We start from the raw sequence: 16655 nt of genomic DNA on the forward strand, positions 1-16655 counted from the left end.
TAATGAAGATAAAGTTCTTAAGAGAGGGTGGTGTTGACACATACTATTTTACAAAAGATGTTATCAGGGAGGTGGTCTATCAGCGGATGAATCAGGTGAAGTTGAGGCACTATCACCAGCGGGTAGGTGAGCAGTTATTGGTGGCTCATAAAGAGAGTATTGAGGAGCTGGCACACCATTTTTATTTAGCAGGAGATTGGGAGAGGGGGTTAAAGTACAGCATGGAGGCTGCAGAGCGGGCTAAGGGTTCCTATGCAAATCAGGATGCGATAAGGTTTTACAGTTGGGCATTGGAGTGTTTAGCACATGGTGAGATTAAAGGCAAAGAGACAAAAGAGGTTAATTGTATAAGAAAGCGGGCAGAGGTTTTGAAACTTTTGGGAGAGAATGAGAGGGCAGTTGAAGATTTAAAGGTAGCGGTTGAGAAGGCAGAAAGGGCAGATAACAAAGAGGCGATGTCCGATTGTTTCAATCTACTTTCCAGTGTTTACGGGTCTTTATCCCGGTATAAGGATGCTGAGACTGTGGCAAGGAAGGCGGTTAGAATTGCGCAGAGTGTTGGGAACAGAAGGTATGAAGCCACAGGTCTCAACAACATCGGTAGTGTTTATTACTATCTAGGTGAATATGATAAGGCATTGGATTTTTACAGACAGTCATTAGAGATAAGAAAGGAGATTGGAGACCGCCGGGGCGAAGCCTTTAGTCTCAACAACATCGGCATTGTTTATAGTAATCTGGGTGAATATGAGAAGGCATTGGAGTTTCTCAAGCAGTCATTAGAGATAGACAAGGAGATTGGCAACCGTCAGGGCGAAGCCGCAAGTCTCAACAACATCGGCATTGTTTATAGTAATCTGGGTGAATATGAGAAGGCATTGGATTTTTACAGACAGTCATTAAAGATAGACAAGGAGATTGGAGACCGCCGGGGCGAAGCCTTGATTCTCAACAACATCGGTAATGTTTATTACTATCTAGGCAAATATGATAAGGCATTGGATTTTTACAGACAGTCATTAAAGATAAGAAAGGAGATTGGGAATCGTCAGGGCGAAGCCGCAAGTCTCGACAACATCGGCATTGTTTATAGTGATCTGGGTGAATATGATAAGGCATTGGATTTTTACAGACAGTCATTAAAGATAGACAAGGAGATTGGAGACCGCCGGGGCGAAGCCTTGATTCTCAACAACATCGGTAATGTTTATTACTATCTAGGCAAATATGATAAGGCATTGGATTTTTACAGACAGTCATTAAAGATAAGAAAGGAGATTGGGAACCGCCGGGGCGAAGCCTTTAGTCTCAACAACATCGGCATTGTTTATAGTGCTCTGGGTGAATATGATAAGGCATTGGATTTTTACAGACAGTCATTAAAGATTAGTAAGGAAACTGGTGGCCGTGAAGGTAAGGTAGAAAGCCTTATGGGAATGGGTGATGTATGCATTGAAAAGGGAGAACTCTCTCTGGCTGAGGAGTATTATAACAAGGCGCATCCAATCATCAAAGAGATGAATTCAAGGCCTCTACTATCCATTGTGCTTTGTCGTCGTGCAGAAATCTATTTGGGGAAGGATAGCCTTGATGAGGCAGAAAAGACTTTAGAACAGATTTTATCCCTTGCTGATGAACTGGGTTCAAAGGAGATTAGGGCCGATTTATCTTCTCTTTATGGTCGGCTCTGGACAAAAAAGAGAAACTGGGATAAGGCACGATCATCATTTAAAAAGGCAATAAGAATTTTTAAGGGATTGAAGAGAAAGTTTGACCTTGCTAAAGTTTACTATTATTACGGATTCCTTCTTAAAGAATCTGGGGATGACGCCAATGCTCAGAAATATTTTAGTGAGGCGAAGAAAATATTTGAAGAAATAGGTGCCAGAGGTTGGCTGAAGAAAATGGCAAAGTGCTAACTCGCATTATTCATACTAAATTTGGTTAGATTTGTTCAAATACAATACCAGCTTTACTTTGCACCATTTTTAGACCATCGTAAAATTTAACACTCTGTTTTAAAAAAGCATTAAAAAAAACCTCCTGATGTGTATACTACATTTATGAATATAAATAACACCAGGAGGTTTTAATGACTGATAATTATACTCAAATTTCACTCTCATTTCAAGAGGGTAAAATCGTTACCATCAATTTTAATGGGGGCAATATTAGTTCTGATGCTGGTCTCTTACTAATCCGTGAATACGACAAAAAAATAAATTTCACGCCAAAAGTTGCCCAGCTACTTATTGATAAACGGACTTCCTATTTGGTTGATTATAAACTTATTGATCTTATTCGGCAAAGACTTTACGGAATTATTGCTGGTTATGAAAATGCTAATGATGCGCGATATTTGCGGCTCGACCATTATACTACTCGGGCAAAGCGGCACGGGCGTGGTGGGATTGATTATCTTATTGGTTTGCCATGGAACCGATGTGCTTAAGGGACCGAATTGGCTCGGGCAACGATTGAGACGATTCGGCTTTAGTGAAGGAGAGCGTGCGTCGGCTCTGGTTTCATCTATCATCAGGTTGGCCATTTCGATCAATATTTATTCAAGTCTGTAATAATGTTTGTTTTGATACCAGTTAAGTGGTAATTTTCTTCTGCTTTCACATCGGTTTTTTCTCACCGATTTCTGGGTTGGGAGAGGTCTATTCAAATTTTGCAAAATACGATATTTTTAATCTAAAATCAGACAACAAATTTCAAAGTAAAGAACACACTTCTGATAAACTATTAAAAAATTCTACTTTGGAGGAAAAAATCTAAATTTTAAAATCAGTATGAATAATGCGGGTTAGACCAGTGATAATCTTCCGCCCCCATCTTTAACGATGGGAGCGGGGCTGAACAAATTTTATAAATTTTAAATAGAAATAACTTTCCTGATTTAGTAAAAACTGCACAAAATTTACAAGGTAGACCTTCACAGCCTAATGATATTCGGATTTTTTTAATTGTCAACTTACTGTAGTGGATGCAAAAAATCAGTCAGTCTCTAAAAAATCTCAGCGGCGTGATATGAAGAACGTACCAGGGGTCCGCTTATCACATATTTTACACCAAGCTCTTCGCCGATCTTCTTGAACTCATCGAACTCCTCAGGTGTATAATATTTCTGGACATAATGGTGCTTTTTCGTCGGCTGAAGATACTGACCGATGGTAATGATGTCGACCCCGCTCTCTTTCAGTTCCTTCAGGGTCTCGATGACCTCTGACCGCTTCTCACCCAGTCCCAGCATGAAACCGCTCTTGGTGAGTATCGAGTCATTGAGTTTTTTTATCGTCCGCAGGACAGTAAGTGACCCTTCATAACTGCAGCGGCGGTCCCTAATATACGGCGTAAGGCGCCTCACGGTCTCGATGTTATGACCGATCACAAAAGGAGCCGATTCCGTCACGTTCTTCAAATACTCCTCTCGGCCGGAAAAATCAGGAATGAGCGCCTCGACTTTGATCTGAGGATTCTTTTCTTTAATACACTTGATGGTCCGGGCATAATGATTACTGCCGAAGTCTTCCAGATCGTCACGGTCTACCGAAGTGACGACGACATATTTCAAACCCAGCTTTTTCACCACCTCTGCGACATGTTCCGGCTCTTCAGAATCAACAACACCTCCGGGATCACCTGAAGCGACGGCGCAAAATCGACAGGCACGGGTGCAGATCTTACCGAGGATCATAATCGTAGCGCTCTTCTTAGCCCAGCACTCGTTTATATTAGGGCAGCGCGCCTCCTGACATACGGTCGAAAGATTGTACTTCTTCAATAATTTGAAGACTTCCGCGAACTCGTCGCCTGCCGGCAGTTTTATCTTGAGCCAGGAAGGTTTTTTCAGATAATCTCTTCTAAACATTTCATCACCGCCTCTTTTTTGAACACCCGGCAGAATTTTTCTATCACGCTCCTTTTGACTTCATCCAGGGGAACGGTTCTTTTCAAAATCCGCTGCATCGAAGTCATGGTTATGTTCTTTAGACCACAGGGGACGATAAGATCGAAATAGGTCAGATCGGTATTCACATTCAGGGCGAAACCATGGAAACTCACCCATCGTTTCACTGCGATTCCGATCGAACAGATCTTGCCCGTGGCTGTCCAGACGCCCACCATCTTCTCTCTTTTTTCCGCCTTTATACCGAAATCATCCAGGATGAGAATTATCGCCTCTTCCATCTTTTCAATAAAGGGCTTTATACCGGCAAGGCCTTCTTTAATATTGAAGATCGGATAACCGACGAGTTGACCCGGTCCGTGATAAGTCACATCACCGCCGCGTTCGATCCGATAATACGCAACCCCCTTTTCCTTCAGTAAACCCGGCGGGAACAGAAGATTTTTCTCCTTACCGCTCTTTCCCATGGTGACGACCGGATTATGCTCGACAAGAATGAGTGTATCATCGATTTCCCGGTTCACCCTTTTCTGATGAACAATCTTCTGTACATCCCAGACTTCTCTGTAGTCCCGCTTTCTTAAATCTACGACATTCATCCGTTTGGAAACGAAGGAAAAACTATCTGTTTTTTGTGGCACTTATCGGAATAGGCTTGGTCGGAGGCCTATATGTCGGTTGTATCACTTCTTCAATCGGGATATTCAACTCCCTGGAAATAATCCTTGCGATATGTCTGCGACAACCCTTGCCCTGACAAAGCCCCATTGTAACCCGCATAATTCTTTTAAGGTCATCCATTGTGCGGTAACCTTCACGTATTTTCTGGATGATCTCTTCTTCGGTTATATCTTCGCACCGACATATAATCTTCATACCCTATTCTATCTGAAAATCGGCCAAAGTCAAGCGGGAAATATCCTGTAAAGTCTATTGACTATCCCGACTTTTTGAGTAATATATCCCTATGAATTCAATTCCTTCTGAAGAACGCAGAAAAAAAAGACCCTATGTGGTGATCGAATGCCCTGAAAAGATCCCCTGTGACCCCTGTGTCGGCGCCTGTCCCCAAAAGGCGATCTCGATGCCGGGCTCGATGATTGAATTGCCTCAAGTCGATTATGACAAATGTACAGGATGCCTGCTCTGTATTCCCAAATGTCCGGGGCTCGCGATCTTCGTCATTGATGAAACACCTGAAGACCACTCAGTCGTCTTTATCCCTTATGAATTTCTTCCCCGACCACAAAAAGGTGAGATTGCAATCGGTGTGGACCGTGAAGGAAAGGAACGCTGTGATGTCGAAATCATCAAGGTTCTGGACTCACCGAAATTTGATCACTGTGCAATCATCGGTTTTTCCGTACCCAAAGATTTAGCCGGTGAAATAAGAGCGCTCAGACTCAAAAGATAGAATATTCACAGAAAAAAAATTACGGAAGCGGATATCAAACCGGTAATTCAATGATGATCAGGACAAAAAACTTTACCGGTCTGTGAATTATACTGATAAGGTGCACCAGTTACAGGGCAATAAAATTCTTCTGAAGAAAATTCTTTAAGTTCACTCAGGCCCGAAGGAAATCTTCCGTTCTCCATCAGATAAGATTGTATTGCAATTTCAAGCCGCCTCTTCTGGGCGAGGCACTGAACCTTTGACGCCCTGTCGATCGGCGAACCGCCGACCCCGGCGTCCTCACCCTTTCCCGGCTTATACACCATTAAGATCGTGAAGATCAGGATCGCCGCAATGAGCAAAGAAATCGCAATCGAAATATACGCCATACCTTTTGAATTGTAAACCTGCATAATTATATTCTACTCAACCTATCCCATCTGTCAAGCTTTTTAAGAATTCGATCAAACCGTCCCTTCCTTGACATCCCAGAGGTTTTGTCTATACTTATTGAATAAGGAGGAAAAATGGATTTTAATGGAAACAAAACGACTATTGTAAAAATCGGGACCACGATAAAAATCCTCCCGATATTTTTTGTTATACTGTTTTTATCTCTCTTTTCAACGACCGAAGCAGCCACTTATACGGTCGGCACGGTTTCAGAATTTCAGAATGCACTCAATAATGCTGCTGGCAACAACGAGAATGACACCATCATAGTCCTTGACGGGACCTATAATGTTTCCTCGACCATCACCTATTCCTCTACAGAAAATTTTTCCCTCTGCATCAACGGGCAGGGAACACCGCTATTTGAAGGCGGCGACTCAATCCAGCTCTTCAATTTTCTGACTACAGCGGGCAACGCCGACCTCTATTTAAACGGCTGCACCATTGAACACGGCAGAAGCGATTACGGAGGTGGAGCACATCTGGAAACAGTCGATGCAAATATCAGTGTTCAGGATTGCAATATAAACGACAACGAAGGAAATATCATTTGCGGCGGATTGAATCTCTATTCGGTCACGGGCAGTATTACGGTCGAAAATTGCACATTCCGCCGGAACTCTTCACCCAATACCTCTGGTTACCCTTTCGGCACGGCCGGCGGACTTTTCATCCAAACCGAGCAGGGTAATAATGAACTTCGGGTCACCGGCTGTATCTTTGAAGACAACTTCGCCCAGCGCGACGCCGCTGGTGCAATGCTCTATCCCTTAGGTACGAACAGCCAGATTACGGTCGATAGTTGTATTTTCCAGAACAACACATCGAACGAATTCTGCGGCGGCTGCTGGATGCGGGCACCCGCCGGTGACGTAACCATCCACTACACCAACAACTTAAGCAGCGGAAATGTCGCCGCTGTCGCCGGCGGCGGTGCAAGTCTCTATATCGAAATCGCATCCGGTACGGTCGAGATATCCGACAATATCCACACCAATAATACGTCTGCCTGGGAAGGCGGTGCGCTGTGGATCAGCCACGGCGGCGGCATCATTGATATCTATAATGAAACATACACGAATAATCTTTCCGGCGGCAACGGCGGTGCGGGCAACATATACCTCGAATCAGGAATTCTGAATCTCCACCATAATATCTTCAATGAAAATGAATCGTCGGCTTCTGGAGGAGGAGTCTGCATATCGACGGCGAGTGGAACTTTAAATATATTCAACAACACCTTCTATTCGAATACAGGAACCGACGGCGGTGATCTCTACCTTTATTTCGACACCCCCTCATCCAGTGCCGATTTCTACAACAACATCCTGTACCAGAGTTCACTGCCCGCTCTCTCTTTTTCAGGACAGCAGACAATGGTTGCGACATACTCGGATATCGACGGCGGCACAGGCCAGCCATGGTTCGGCACCGGATGTATTGAAGCCGACCCCCTCTTTGCGGATCCAGCAGGCGGTGATTTCCATCTAACCTGGGTTAATTTTCCGATTCCCGACAGCACAAAATCTCCCTGCATTGATACCGGAGATCCTGCCTCTCCGCCCGACCCCGACGGTACGACTGCGGATATGGGCGCCCTGTACTTCAACCAGAGTTCCGGAATTGAAGAAAGATCTCAGCATAATCAAGAAGAGGGTTTCAGGCTATATAAAGACCGCTCTCATTCCTCCAGCTCTTCAATTACAATAAGATACTCCCTGCCTAAATCATCCTGGATCACCATAGATGTCTATAATATAAACGGTCAACTGGTTAAGACCCTGGTCAACGGCTACCGCACTGCAGGTGATTACAAAGTCGTCTGGGACGCAAAAGAATTCAGCAACGGCACTTATTTCTGCCGATTGAAAAACAATGACTGCCGCCTGACCAGAAAATTGATTCTGGTGAAGTAGGCACGAAAAGAATACATCGTACTGACTCCTTGACATTTATTAAATTTTGATTAAAATAATAGTCTATGTTTAAAATTAAATACTATAGATTAAAGGATAATTTAAGGAGGCTCAATGGACCCAATTGCTGATATGTTAACGATCATCCGCAACGGCTGTCGGGCGCAAAAGATGGAGGTGACTGTTCCTTATTCACGCCTGAAGACCGAAATCTTGAGAGTTCTCCTTGAAGACGGTTTCATCAATAACTTTACTCTTGATGCAAAGAAACGGAAGATTACAATTATGTTGAAATACGCCAAGAACGGTGAGTCGGTTATTCGAGATCTCAAACGGGTGTCAAAATGTTCACGTCGGGTCTACGTGTCGAAAGATGAAATTCCCTATGTCCTGGACGGTCTGGGAACGGCGATTTTAACCACTTCGCAGGGGGTGTTGAGTGACCGCGAAGCACGCCGAAAAAAGGTCGGCGGCGAAGTAATCGCTTATGTCTATTAAGGAGAGATAAGGAGAACTTATGGCGAAGAAACGATTCAGACCGATAATCATTCCCGACAAAGTTCAGGTTACGCTATCGAATTCGCGGATAAAAGTCCAGGGACCCTTAGGAACTATGGAGATGCAGCTCAGCCCCAAGGTCATCGTTGACATCAAGGAGAAAAAAATCTTCGTTAAGAACCGCGAAAACAGCAAAGAATCATCCGCTCATCAGGGAACAATGAGGTCCCTTATTTCAAACCTGATAGCCGGGGTGCTCAAAGAGTTCGAAAAAACATTGATTATTCAGGGGACAGGATACCGGGCTCAATTATCCGGCTCAGGACTTCAGCTCTTTCTCGGCTATTCCAAACCAAAAACCATCACTCTGCCCAAAGGGATAAAATGTGAATTAAAGGTAGTCAAGAGTGCGGATAAAGGTGATCTGACCTATATCACGGTGAAGGGAATAGACAACCAGCTTGTTGGTGACGTCGCCGCTCGAATCAAGAAGACCAGAATACCTGATCCATACAAACATAAAGGGGTCAGATATGCCGATGAAGTTCTGAGGAAGAAGGTCGGAAAACGAGCCGTTGTCCAGGGATAAGGAGACTGATATGAGATTGACCGGACGAAAAAGACGTCATCAAAGAATAAGAAAAAAGATAAAAGGAACGCAGACACGGCCGAGATTGTGTGTTTTTCGGAGCAACCGCAATATTTCAGCCCAGATAATCGATGATACCCAACAGAAGGTGCTCTTTGGTGTCTCTTCAGCGGCTCTGAAAGAATTGAACAAGAAGAATAAAATAGAGGTCGCCATGGAAATCGGCAAACGAATCGGCAAACTTGCTCTTGAAAAAGGAATCAAACAGGTTGCTTTTGACCGGGGAGGATATCGATATCACGGTCGTGTTAAGGCTCTGGCACAAGGAGCACGAGAAGCAGGTCTAAAATTTTAGAGGAGGCTCAGTGTTGGAAAGCACGGAAAACTTTATTGAGAAAGTGGTTGAATTAAAAAGGGTGATAAAGGTTGTCAAAGGTGGAAAGAGGCTGAAGCTCTACGCCTGTGTCGTCGTCGGTGACGGAGCAGGAAATATTGGGGTGGGCCATGCCAAATCATCCGAAGTCGCGGCTGCGATAAAGAAGGCGACCGTTATAGCCAAAAAGAATATGGTGAAAGTGGATGTAACCGAAGGTACAATACTCCATCCTGTGAAAGGAAAGTTCTCTGCCAGTCATGTCTTGCTGAAACCCGCCTTAACCGGAACCGGAATAATCGCCTCAAGCCCTGTGCGCGCGGTCTGTGAAGCAGTAGGGATCAAGAACATTCTTACGAAATCTCTGGGGTCGAATAATCCCACCAATCTTGCATGTGCTACAATCAATGCGTTGAAGTCCATTCGACCGGTGGCCGTAGTGGCGGAGATGCGTAATAAACCGGTGGAATATTTCAGAAGGAAGAGGTATGAAAAAGATAAAAGTGATACTCAAGAAGAGTCCAATCAATAAAATCAAAAAACACAAACTAACCCTCAAGGCATTGGGATTGACGAAGATCGGTAAAACAAGAGTCTTTCCCGATAATGCGGCGGTCCGGGGAATGCTCGATAAAATTTCATATATGGTTGAGATCGAGGAATTCAAAGATGAAGCTGAGTGATTTAAAACCATGCGCCGGTGCAAGAAAGAAGAGAAAACGCGTCGGACGCGGACCGGGTTCTGGACACGGAAAGACCTCGACCAGAGGTCAAAAAGGTGATCGATCGAGATCCGGGTATCGCGTGAAATTCGGATATGAAGGCGGTCAGATGCCCCTTACGCGGCGTATTCCCAAAAGGGGTTTCGTTAATATATTCAAGGAAGACTACGAGACAATCAATATCAACGACCTTGCTGCGTTTGAACCCGACACAGTGGTAACTCCGGAATTATTGAAAGAGAGAAAGTTAATCAAAGGCAAAGCAAAACTGAAGATTCTCGGTCAGGGTGAAATAAAGATCCCACTTACCGTAAAGGCACATAAATTTTCGAAAAGCGCCCAGGAGAAGATCATAAAGGCAAGTGGCAAAATAGAAGAGATTAAATAATGATTTCAACATTTCAGAACATCTTCAAGGTCCCTGATTTAAAAAAGAAATTAGGATTCACGCTGTTTGCAATCGCCGTATACCGTCTCGGTGCCCACCTGCCGTTACCGGGCATCAACGCCCAGGCACTCGGGCTCTTGATGCAGCAGCTGAAACAGCAGGGATCGATATTCGGGATGTACGACATATTCGTAGGTGGAGCCCTCTCAAGGGCGGCGATCCTCTTCTTGGGGGTTATGCCCTATATCTCCGCTTCGATTATTTTCCAATTACTCGGTTCGGTATTTCCCCAGATCGAAAAACTCCAGCGCGACCAGGCCGGCAGACGGAAGATCACCCAATATACCAGATATCTGACGGTCGGACTCGCCGCGTTTCAGGCGATCGGAATTGCGATATTCCTGGAGACCCAGAAGTTCACGAGTGCAGCAGGAACTATGGCGATCGTCTATCATCCGGGCTGGGCATTCCGTCTCACGGCAATGCTCACCCTCACCTGCGGAGCGATATTCGCAATGTGGATCGGTGAACAGATCACGGAAAAAGGTATTGGAAACGGAATATCTTTCATCATCTTCATCGGATGTCTTGAAGAATATCCATTATATTTTCTCAGAACCCTTCAGCTTGTGGTGACGCAGGGGTTGTCAATAATCAATCTCGTCCTTGTTATTATAATAATGATCTTGATCGTCGCCGCGGTCGTCACAATGACCCAGGCGATGCGGCGTATCCCGGTTCAATATCCCAAACGGATCGTGGGCCGGCGGATGTACGGCGGACAGTCAACCTTCTTACCGATAAGGGTGAATACTGCTGGAGTTATCCCGATAATCTTCGCCCAGTCACTCGTCGTCTTTCCCGGAACCGTATCCGCCTATGTTCCGAGCCTTAAAAGAATAACCGAGATCTTCAGACCGGGGTTCTGGGGATACGACATCCTTTTCTTCACCCTGATTGTCTTCTTTACCTATTTCTACACCTCTATCGTCTTCAATCCCGCCGAGATGGCGGACAATATGAAACGGTACGGCGGTTTTATTCCGGGAATAAGACCCGGGCCTCGAACAGCGAATTATATCGATGAAGTATTATCAAAGGTGACTTTACCCGGTGCCCTGTTTCTGGGATTCATCGCTTTGGTTCCCTGGTATCTGATCAATTTCTTGAATGTTCCTTTCTATTTCGGCGGAACCACTCTCTTGATCATCGTGGGAGTTGCACTGGATACACTGCAACAGATTGAATCACAATTGATGATGTACCATTACGAAGGATTCATGAAGCGAGGTAAGATCCGGGGCAGGCGATGATGGCTCTTCTGTTCGGGCCTCCGGGCGTCGGCAAAGGAACTCAGTCCGATCTACTTTCTCAAAAATATGAGTTCGTCAAATTTTCCATGGGTGACATTCTACGTCAGGAGGTCGCCCGGCAGAGTGAAGTCGGTTCCAGAATCAAGGAATTCCTTGACAGCGGCGTTCTTGTGCCGGATAAGTTGATATTTGAACTTGTTGAAAACTTCATTAGAGAAAACAGAAATAAACATATTCTCTTCGACGGCTTTCCCCGAAATCTGAATCAAGCACAAAGACTGGAACTGACTCTATCCCAATTGAAATTGAAACTCGAAGTGGCAATGGAAATGTATTTGAGCGAAGAACATATTATCGAACGATTGACAAATCGTCGCTACTGCCCTGAATGCGGAGCGATATACAACCTGTTGACCGCTCCTCCGAAACAGGATAAGAGGTGTGATAAATGTCAGTGTCCTTTAATGAGAAGAAACGACGACAGCGAAGAGATCATCAAAAAACGTCTCGAAGTCTACAGGAAAGAGACCTCACCGCTGGTTGACTATTATAAATCACGCGGCATATACACCCGCATCGATGCCCACGGTTCTCAAGATGAGGTCTTCAAAAAAATCTCGAAAATAATCAATGGCTATATCACTGAAGAATGAAGCAGCGATTAAAAAGATTGCGATTGCCGGGAATATCATATTTGAAGTCTTCTCTATGATAGATAAAATGGACTTGAATAATATGGAAACCATTGAATTGAACGACAGAATCGATACATTCATCCGAGAACACGGAGCAATACCGGCGTTTCTCCATTACCGCGGTTTTCCGAAAAGCTGCTGTATTTCACTGAACAACGAAGTGGTGCACGGCATTCCCGATCATCGGAGGATTGAAAACGGCAATCTGGTGAAGATCGACATCGGGGTCAAATATCAAAACTATATCGCCGATGCGGCAAAGACATACGCTGTCGGAGAAATTTCCAGGGAAGCGCGGCGTTTGCTCGAGGTGACGAAGACCGCCTTACGCAATGGAATTAAAATGGCGAAAAAAGGAAATAGAATATCGGATATTTCACGTTCTATTCAGAATACGGTTGAAGAAAACGGATTCAGTGTGGTCCGTGAGCTCACCGGCCACGGCGTCGGTGAAGCCCTGCATGAAGAACCTATTATACCGAACTTTGTGAGTAAAGGACCAGACCCCGTCATTAAAGCGGGGATGGTCTTTGCGATCGAACCGATGGTTAATATCGGCACATATGAGGTAAGAACCGCAAGCAACGGCTGGACGATCACCACCGACGACGGTTCTTTATCGGCTCATTACGAAGATACCATTGCGGTTCTTGAAAAGGGCAACATTAACCTCACAAGGGTGGTGGAAGATTAAATTATGGCGAGAAAAGATTTAATCCAGACAGAGGGTACGATTCTTGAAACCCTTCCCAATGCAATGTTCAGGGTTGAACTGGACAACGGCCATAAGGTGCTTGCTCATGTCTCCGGCAAAATGAGAATGAGTTATATAAAAATTCTACCCGGAGACAGGGTTTTGCTGGAACTCACGCCTTATGACCTTTCACGGGGAAGAATCGTCTGGAGATATAAATAATCAGAATACCTGGATATAGATCAGATGATAATAAAAGATTCTATCTGCAGGAGAAAGAAAATCTGCAATAAAAGACTTGATTTTTTTTCGAGAATATGTATAATAAAGTTTATCTTAAGGAGGAAAATTGAAAGTTAAGGCATCAGTTAAAAAGCGGTGCATTTCTTGTCGGATCATCAAACGCAAAGGTGTGGTGATGGTTATCTGCAAAAACCCTCGACACAAACAGCGTCAAGGGTGAAAGATGGAGGCGGTAACCATTAATAACTGCTTCAGGTAAGGAGGTTTATGGCAAGAATTGCAGGTGTTGATTTGCCACCTAATAAAAAGGTTGAATACGGCCTTACAGCAATCTTCGGCATAGGACTGCATACAGCCCAGAATATTGTTGCGAAGGTCGGAATAGACCCTTCAAAGAGGATAAAAGATCTGAGTGACGAAGAGGTCACCAAGATAAGAAAATTGATCGAAGCTGAATATAAAGTAGAAGGTGCTCTGAGGGCGGATATCGCAGCCGACATCAAACGATTGATCGACATCGGTTCTTATCGGGGTCTGCGGCATAAATATGGGTTACCGGTAAGAGGACAGCGGACAAGGACCAATGCGCGTACCAGAAAAGGTAAGAAGAAGACCGTAGCCGGAAAACCGCGGCCAGGAGGTAAGAAGTGAAGCAGAAAAGGAGACAGAAGACCGGAAGAGGCAGACCACGGGCAGGAAAACGGAAAAAAGTCGCGCGCACCGGAACAGTCGGAATCGCCTATATCTTTGCTTCATTCAATAATACCATCGTTTCGATATGTGACCACAAGGGAAATGTCCTCTGCTGGTCTTCCGGTGGAAAGATCGGTTTCAAAGGAACTAAAAAAGGAACTGCCTACGCCGCCCAGCAATGCGCTGACGCCGTTGCACGGGAAGCCCTGAATCTTGGAGTCAAAAAAATTGAGGTGCGGATAAAAGGTCCGGGACCTGGTCGGGAGGCTGCGATCAGAACGCTCCAGACAGTAGGTCTGATCATCACGGCGATCAAAGATGTCACCCCCCTTCCCCACAATGGTTGCAGACCCCCAAGACGAAGGAGAGTTTAAGATGGCTCGGTATATCGGTGCGAAATGTAAAATCTGTCGGCGTGAAGGTGAAAAACTGTTTTTGCGCGGCAGTAGATGCTATACAGATAAATGTTCGTTCGCAAGAAGAGGTTATCCCCCCGGCAGTCACGGCAAAGGCGGAAGGAGAAAATTAACATCATACGCGATCCAATTGAGGGAAAAACAGAAAGTGAAGGCGATCTACGGCGTACTGGAAAGACAATTCCGTAAAATCTTCAATGATGCAACAAGAAAAGCCGGTAATCCCGGTGCCAATCTTCTTATCGCACTGGAAAGACGACTCGACAATACCGTTTATCAACTCGGAATAGCCTCTTCCAGGACCCATGCCCGACAGCTCATCCGACACGGCCATATCCTCGTCGACAATAAAGTGGTCGACATCCCTTCTTATCTGGTGAAGGTCAACCAGGAAATCAAAGTGGTCGATGCCCAGAAAAAGAATGCGTTGATAAAAAAGTCGCTTGAAGAACGGGACCCTGAAAGGATCGTCGGTTGGTTGAAACTTGATAAAGAAAAAGTTTCCGGAACGGTCGTACGATTGCCGAAACGTGAAGATATAACACTCCCGATTCAGGAAAATTTAATAGTTGAGTTATATTCAAAATAGAAAGGATAGATATGGCTTTAAAACCACTTGTGATGCCAAAAAAGATTGAAGTCGATAAAGAAGCGACAACAGACAGCTATGGTAAGTTTATTCTTTCGCCGTTAGAGCGGGGTTTCGGTGTAACTATCGGTAATTCACTGAGAAGAATTCTGTTGTCCTCGATCCAGGGTGCAGCGATAACCCGTGTCAGAATCGACGATGTACTCCAGGAATTTTCAACAATACCCGGTGTATACGAAGATGTCGTGGAGATCATCCTGAATCTAAAACAGGTGAAGGTGAAATTACTCTCTGACACCCCCCGCACAATCAATCTTAAAGTCAAAGGAAAAAAAGAATATCTTGCCGGCGACATCGAAAAGAATCCTGATGTCGTGATCGCCACGCCGAAGCAGAAGATTTTGACTGTCACGGAATCAAAAGTCAATTTTAACATGGAAATGTTCGTGGAGGCCGGCCGCGGTTATGTACCGGCTGATATGTTGAAACATGAAGAGGTACCGATCGGAACAATCTTCATCGATGCGATTTTCACACCTATCTTATCTGTGAACTTCGAAGTCAAAAACACCCGTGTGGGGACAAAGACCGATTACGACAATCTGGTAATCGAAATAAAGACCGACGGTACCATCACCCCCGTCGAAGCGATTGTCGAAGCCGCAAGTCTTATGAAACACCACCTCTCCTTTATCACCAGCCTCGGCGTGGAACCGCAATTTACTTCAAAAGAACAGCTTGACGCCGAACACCGACGTATCCGTGAAATTCTTAAAAGAAGCATCGACGAACTCGAAATATCGGTGCGTGCTTCAAACTGTTTGAAGAACGAAAATATAAAAACAATCGGAGATCTTGTGAAAAAGAGCGGTAAAGAACTCCTCACCTATGAAAACTTCGGCCGTAAATCTCTGAAGGAATTGGAGAAAAATCTTGCAAAGGTCGGTCTGCATCTTGAAATGGATGTCGACAAATATTTGAAAGAAGATATATGAGACACGGTAGAAGAGTTAAAAAATTAGGAAGGAAAAAAGAGCATCGCCTTGCGTTGCTTAAAAATTTATGCCGAGCGTTATTCATATATGAAAAGATTGAAACCACACTGCAGAAGGCAAAAGAAGCCCGAAGACTGGCTGAACATCTGATTGAATTCGCCAAAAAGAATGACCTTGCCGCAAAGAGACGAATCTACCGATTCATTCCCGACCACAAACTGGTCAAAATAATCTGTGATGAGATCGGTCCGAGATTCAGTGAACGACAGGGCGGTTACACCCGAATTTACCGCCTGGGACCGAGACTCGGTGATGGTGCGGAAATGGCGATACTGGAACTCGTTGAACAGAGTGAACCTGATGCCATCGATGCTCGGCGGAAATTAATTGAACGCCGGGCTCTTGTTGAAGAAAAACCGAAAAAAGAGAAGAAGAAGAAAGAAAAACCGAAAAAAGAGAAAAAAGAGAAGAAAGAGAAAAAGACCGAAAAGCCGAAAGAAAAGAAAGAGAAAAAAGAAAAGAAGCGCCCGAAAAAGAAAGAAGCAAAGAAAAAGGCGAAAAGAGTTAAAAAGAAAGCAAAGGCGAAAAAGAAGAAAAAACGCAAGAAGTAACACCGCGAATATCCGTTGACTCCCTCTATTTTTTTGTCTTAACAGTAAGTTGACAATTAAAAAAATCCGAATATCATTAGGCTGTGAAGGTCTACCTTGTAAATTTTGTGCAGTTTTTACTAAATCAGGAAAGTTATTTCTATTTAAAATTTATAAGA

Annotated in this window: 24 protein-coding genes; 20 read left to right on the forward strand and 4 right to left on the reverse strand. The window is 44.5% G+C overall.

Annotation, left to right across the window (positions count from 1 at the left end; translation table 11 throughout):
• Both ENI34_09700 and ENI34_09705 read left to right on the forward strand, forming a co-directional pair.
• The coding region (locus ENI34_09700) for a tetratricopeptide repeat protein (protein ID HEC79391.1) at positions 1-1919 on the forward strand (1919 nt) is incomplete at its 5' end.
• A 173-nt stretch (positions 1920-2092) separates the two neighbouring features.
• Complete coding sequence (locus ENI34_09705) at positions 2093-2452, forward strand: hypothetical protein (GenBank protein HEC79392.1); 360 nt, start codon at positions 2093-2095, stop codon at positions 2450-2452.
• A gap of 558 nt (positions 2453-3010) precedes the next feature.
• On the opposite strand, the gene lipA is transcribed toward ENI34_09705, so the two are convergent.
• The 3 genes from lipA to ENI34_09720 are packed head-to-tail and all read right to left on the reverse strand — an operon-like array spanning position 3011 to position 4789.
• Positions 3011-3874, reverse strand: coding sequence for a lipoyl synthase (lipA, locus tag ENI34_09710; protein ID HEC79393.1), 864 nt, complete (start codon positions 3872-3874; stop codon positions 3011-3013).
• On the reverse strand, positions 3853-4554 hold the full coding sequence (gene lipB, locus ENI34_09715; GenBank protein HEC79394.1) for a lipoyl(octanoyl) transferase LipB: 702 nt from the start codon (positions 4552-4554) through the stop codon (positions 3853-3855). Before lipB ends, lipA begins: the two co-directional genes overlap by 22 nt.
• Positions 4535-4789: a (2Fe-2S)-binding protein gene (locus ENI34_09720; GenBank protein HEC79395.1), complete on the reverse strand. Its 255-nt coding sequence runs from the start codon at positions 4787-4789 to the stop codon at positions 4535-4537. The genes lipB and ENI34_09720 overlap by 20 nt, the downstream gene beginning before the upstream one ends.
• A 91-nt stretch (positions 4790-4880) precedes the next feature.
• Here ENI34_09720 and ENI34_09725 point away from each other — a divergent pair, with 91 nt between their 5' ends.
• A complete protein-coding gene (locus ENI34_09725; protein ID HEC79396.1) occupies positions 4881-5327 on the forward strand; it encodes a 4Fe-4S dicluster domain-containing protein in 447 nt (148 codons plus the stop codon).
• Between the two features lie 47 nt (positions 5328-5374).
• On the opposite strand, the gene ENI34_09730 is transcribed toward ENI34_09725, so the two are convergent.
• Positions 5375-5722, reverse strand: a complete 348-nt coding sequence (locus ENI34_09730) for a hypothetical protein (GenBank protein HEC79397.1) — start codon at positions 5720-5722, stop codon at positions 5375-5377.
• 114 nt (positions 5723-5836) lie between these two features.
• On the opposite strand from ENI34_09730, the gene ENI34_09735 reads away from it, so the two are divergent.
• From ENI34_09735 to ENI34_09815, 17 genes are all read left to right on the forward strand, one after another.
• Entirely contained in the window at positions 5837-7678 is a 1842-nt protein-coding gene (locus ENI34_09735) for a T9SS type A sorting domain-containing protein (protein ID HEC79398.1), read from the forward strand.
• Between the two features lie 114 nt (positions 7679-7792).
• Complete coding sequence (locus ENI34_09740) at positions 7793-8176, forward strand: 30S ribosomal protein S8 (GenBank protein HEC79399.1); 384 nt, start codon at positions 7793-7795, stop codon at positions 8174-8176.
• 19 nt (positions 8177-8195) lie between these two features.
• A complete protein-coding gene (locus ENI34_09745; GenBank protein HEC79400.1) occupies positions 8196-8765 on the forward strand; it encodes a 50S ribosomal protein L6 in 570 nt (189 codons plus the stop codon).
• A 10-nt stretch (positions 8766-8775) separates the two neighbouring features.
• Positions 8776-9120 (forward strand): 50S ribosomal protein L18, encoded by a 345-nt coding sequence (locus ENI34_09750; GenBank protein HEC79401.1) that lies wholly within the window; start codon positions 8776-8778, stop codon positions 9118-9120.
• A 10-nt stretch (positions 9121-9130) separates the two neighbouring features.
• Positions 9131-9670 carry a 30S ribosomal protein S5 gene (locus tag ENI34_09755; protein ID HEC79402.1) on the forward strand — a complete coding sequence of 180 codons (540 nt, stop codon included), beginning with the start codon at positions 9131-9133 and terminating at the stop codon, positions 9668-9670.
• A complete protein-coding gene (locus tag ENI34_09760; GenBank protein ID HEC79403.1) occupies positions 9627-9821 on the forward strand; it encodes a 50S ribosomal protein L30 in 195 nt (64 codons plus the stop codon). The genes ENI34_09755 and ENI34_09760 overlap by 44 nt, the downstream gene beginning before the upstream one ends.
• Positions 9808-10248, forward strand: coding sequence for a 50S ribosomal protein L15 (locus ENI34_09765; protein HEC79404.1), 441 nt, complete (start codon positions 9808-9810; stop codon positions 10246-10248). Before ENI34_09760 ends, ENI34_09765 begins: the two co-directional genes overlap by 14 nt.
• Positions 10248-11561 carry a preprotein translocase subunit SecY gene (secY, locus tag ENI34_09770; protein ID HEC79405.1) on the forward strand — a complete coding sequence of 438 codons (1314 nt, stop codon included), beginning with the start codon at positions 10248-10250 and terminating at the stop codon, positions 11559-11561. The genes ENI34_09765 and secY overlap by 1 nt, the downstream gene beginning before the upstream one ends.
• Positions 11558-12214 carry an adenylate kinase gene (locus ENI34_09775; GenBank protein HEC79406.1) on the forward strand — a complete coding sequence of 219 codons (657 nt, stop codon included), beginning with the start codon at positions 11558-11560 and terminating at the stop codon, positions 12212-12214. The genes secY and ENI34_09775 overlap by 4 nt, the downstream gene beginning before the upstream one ends.
• Positions 12192-12950: a type I methionyl aminopeptidase gene (gene map / locus ENI34_09780; GenBank protein HEC79407.1), complete on the forward strand. Its 759-nt coding sequence runs from the start codon at positions 12192-12194 to the stop codon at positions 12948-12950. The genes ENI34_09775 and map overlap by 23 nt, the downstream gene beginning before the upstream one ends.
• A 3-nt stretch (positions 12951-12953) precedes the next feature.
• Positions 12954-13172: a translation initiation factor IF-1 gene (locus tag ENI34_09785; GenBank protein ID HEC79408.1), complete on the forward strand. Its 219-nt coding sequence runs from the start codon at positions 12954-12956 to the stop codon at positions 13170-13172.
• A gap of 127 nt (positions 13173-13299) precedes the next feature.
• A complete protein-coding gene (locus tag ENI34_09790; GenBank protein HEC79409.1) occupies positions 13300-13413 on the forward strand; it encodes a 50S ribosomal protein L36 in 114 nt (37 codons plus the stop codon).
• Positions 13414-13460: 47 nt separating this feature from the next.
• Positions 13461-13844, forward strand: coding sequence for a 30S ribosomal protein S13 (locus ENI34_09795; GenBank protein HEC79410.1), 384 nt, complete (start codon positions 13461-13463; stop codon positions 13842-13844).
• Entirely contained in the window at positions 13841-14260 is a 420-nt protein-coding gene (locus ENI34_09800; GenBank protein HEC79411.1) for a 30S ribosomal protein S11, read from the forward strand. The genes ENI34_09795 and ENI34_09800 overlap by 4 nt, the downstream gene beginning before the upstream one ends.
• 1 nt (position 14261) lies before the next feature.
• A complete protein-coding gene (locus ENI34_09805) occupies positions 14262-14891 on the forward strand; it encodes a 30S ribosomal protein S4 (GenBank protein ID HEC79412.1) in 630 nt (209 codons plus the stop codon).
• 11 nt (positions 14892-14902) lie between these two features.
• Positions 14903-15886, forward strand: a complete 984-nt coding sequence (locus ENI34_09810) for a DNA-directed RNA polymerase subunit alpha (GenBank protein ID HEC79413.1) — start codon at positions 14903-14905, stop codon at positions 15884-15886.
• On the forward strand, positions 15883-16497 hold the full coding sequence (locus tag ENI34_09815; protein ID HEC79414.1) for a 50S ribosomal protein L17: 615 nt from the start codon (positions 15883-15885) through the stop codon (positions 16495-16497). Before ENI34_09810 ends, ENI34_09815 begins: the two co-directional genes overlap by 4 nt.
• Positions 16498-16655: the final 158 nt, after the last annotated feature.

Source organism: candidate division WOR-3 bacterium (assembly GCA_011052815.1).
In the GTDB taxonomy this organism is placed as follows: Bacteria; Hydrothermota; Tepidihabitantia; order SM23-42; family SM23-42; genus DRIG01.

What these genes read in the sequence shown, in the direction of transcription:
- ENI34_09705 (HEC79392.1), top strand. Translation starts at nt 2,093, where the DNA reads ATGACTGATAATTATACTCAAATTTCACTCTCATTTCAAGAGGGTAAA.
- lipA (HEC79393.1), bottom strand. Translation starts at nt 3,874, where the DNA reads ATGTTTAGAAGAGATTATCTGAAAAAACCTTCCTGGCTCAAGATAAAA.
- ENI34_09720 (HEC79395.1), bottom strand. Translation starts at nt 4,789, where the DNA reads ATGAAGATTATATGTCGGTGCGAAGATATAACCGAAGAAGAGATCATC.
- ENI34_09725 (HEC79396.1), top strand. Translation starts at nt 4,881, where the DNA reads ATGAATTCAATTCCTTCTGAAGAACGCAGAAAAAAAAGACCCTATGTG.
- ENI34_09730 (HEC79397.1), bottom strand. Translation starts at nt 5,722, where the DNA reads ATGCAGGTTTACAATTCAAAAGGTATGGCGTATATTTCGATTGCGATT.
- ENI34_09735 (HEC79398.1), top strand. Translation starts at nt 5,837, where the DNA reads ATGGATTTTAATGGAAACAAAACGACTATTGTAAAAATCGGGACCACG.
- ENI34_09740 (HEC79399.1), top strand. Translation starts at nt 7,793, where the DNA reads ATGGACCCAATTGCTGATATGTTAACGATCATCCGCAACGGCTGTCGG.
- ENI34_09745 (HEC79400.1), top strand. Translation starts at nt 8,196, where the DNA reads ATGGCGAAGAAACGATTCAGACCGATAATCATTCCCGACAAAGTTCAG.
- ENI34_09750 (HEC79401.1), top strand. Translation starts at nt 8,776, where the DNA reads ATGAGATTGACCGGACGAAAAAGACGTCATCAAAGAATAAGAAAAAAG.
- ENI34_09760 (HEC79403.1), top strand. Translation starts at nt 9,627, where the DNA reads ATGAAAAAGATAAAAGTGATACTCAAGAAGAGTCCAATCAATAAAATC.
- ENI34_09765 (HEC79404.1), top strand. Translation starts at nt 9,808, where the DNA reads ATGAAGCTGAGTGATTTAAAACCATGCGCCGGTGCAAGAAAGAAGAGA.
- secY (HEC79405.1), top strand. Translation starts at nt 10,248, where the DNA reads ATGATTTCAACATTTCAGAACATCTTCAAGGTCCCTGATTTAAAAAAG.
- ENI34_09775 (HEC79406.1), top strand. Translation starts at nt 11,558, where the DNA reads ATGATGGCTCTTCTGTTCGGGCCTCCGGGCGTCGGCAAAGGAACTCAG.
- map (HEC79407.1), top strand. Translation starts at nt 12,192, where the DNA reads ATGGCTATATCACTGAAGAATGAAGCAGCGATTAAAAAGATTGCGATT.
- ENI34_09785 (HEC79408.1), top strand. Translation starts at nt 12,954, where the DNA reads ATGGCGAGAAAAGATTTAATCCAGACAGAGGGTACGATTCTTGAAACC.
- ENI34_09795 (HEC79410.1), top strand. Translation starts at nt 13,461, where the DNA reads ATGGCAAGAATTGCAGGTGTTGATTTGCCACCTAATAAAAAGGTTGAA.
- ENI34_09805 (HEC79412.1), top strand. Translation starts at nt 14,262, where the DNA reads ATGGCTCGGTATATCGGTGCGAAATGTAAAATCTGTCGGCGTGAAGGT.
- ENI34_09810 (HEC79413.1), top strand. Translation starts at nt 14,903, where the DNA reads ATGGCTTTAAAACCACTTGTGATGCCAAAAAAGATTGAAGTCGATAAA.
- ENI34_09815 (HEC79414.1), top strand. Translation starts at nt 15,883, where the DNA reads ATGAGACACGGTAGAAGAGTTAAAAAATTAGGAAGGAAAAAAGAGCAT.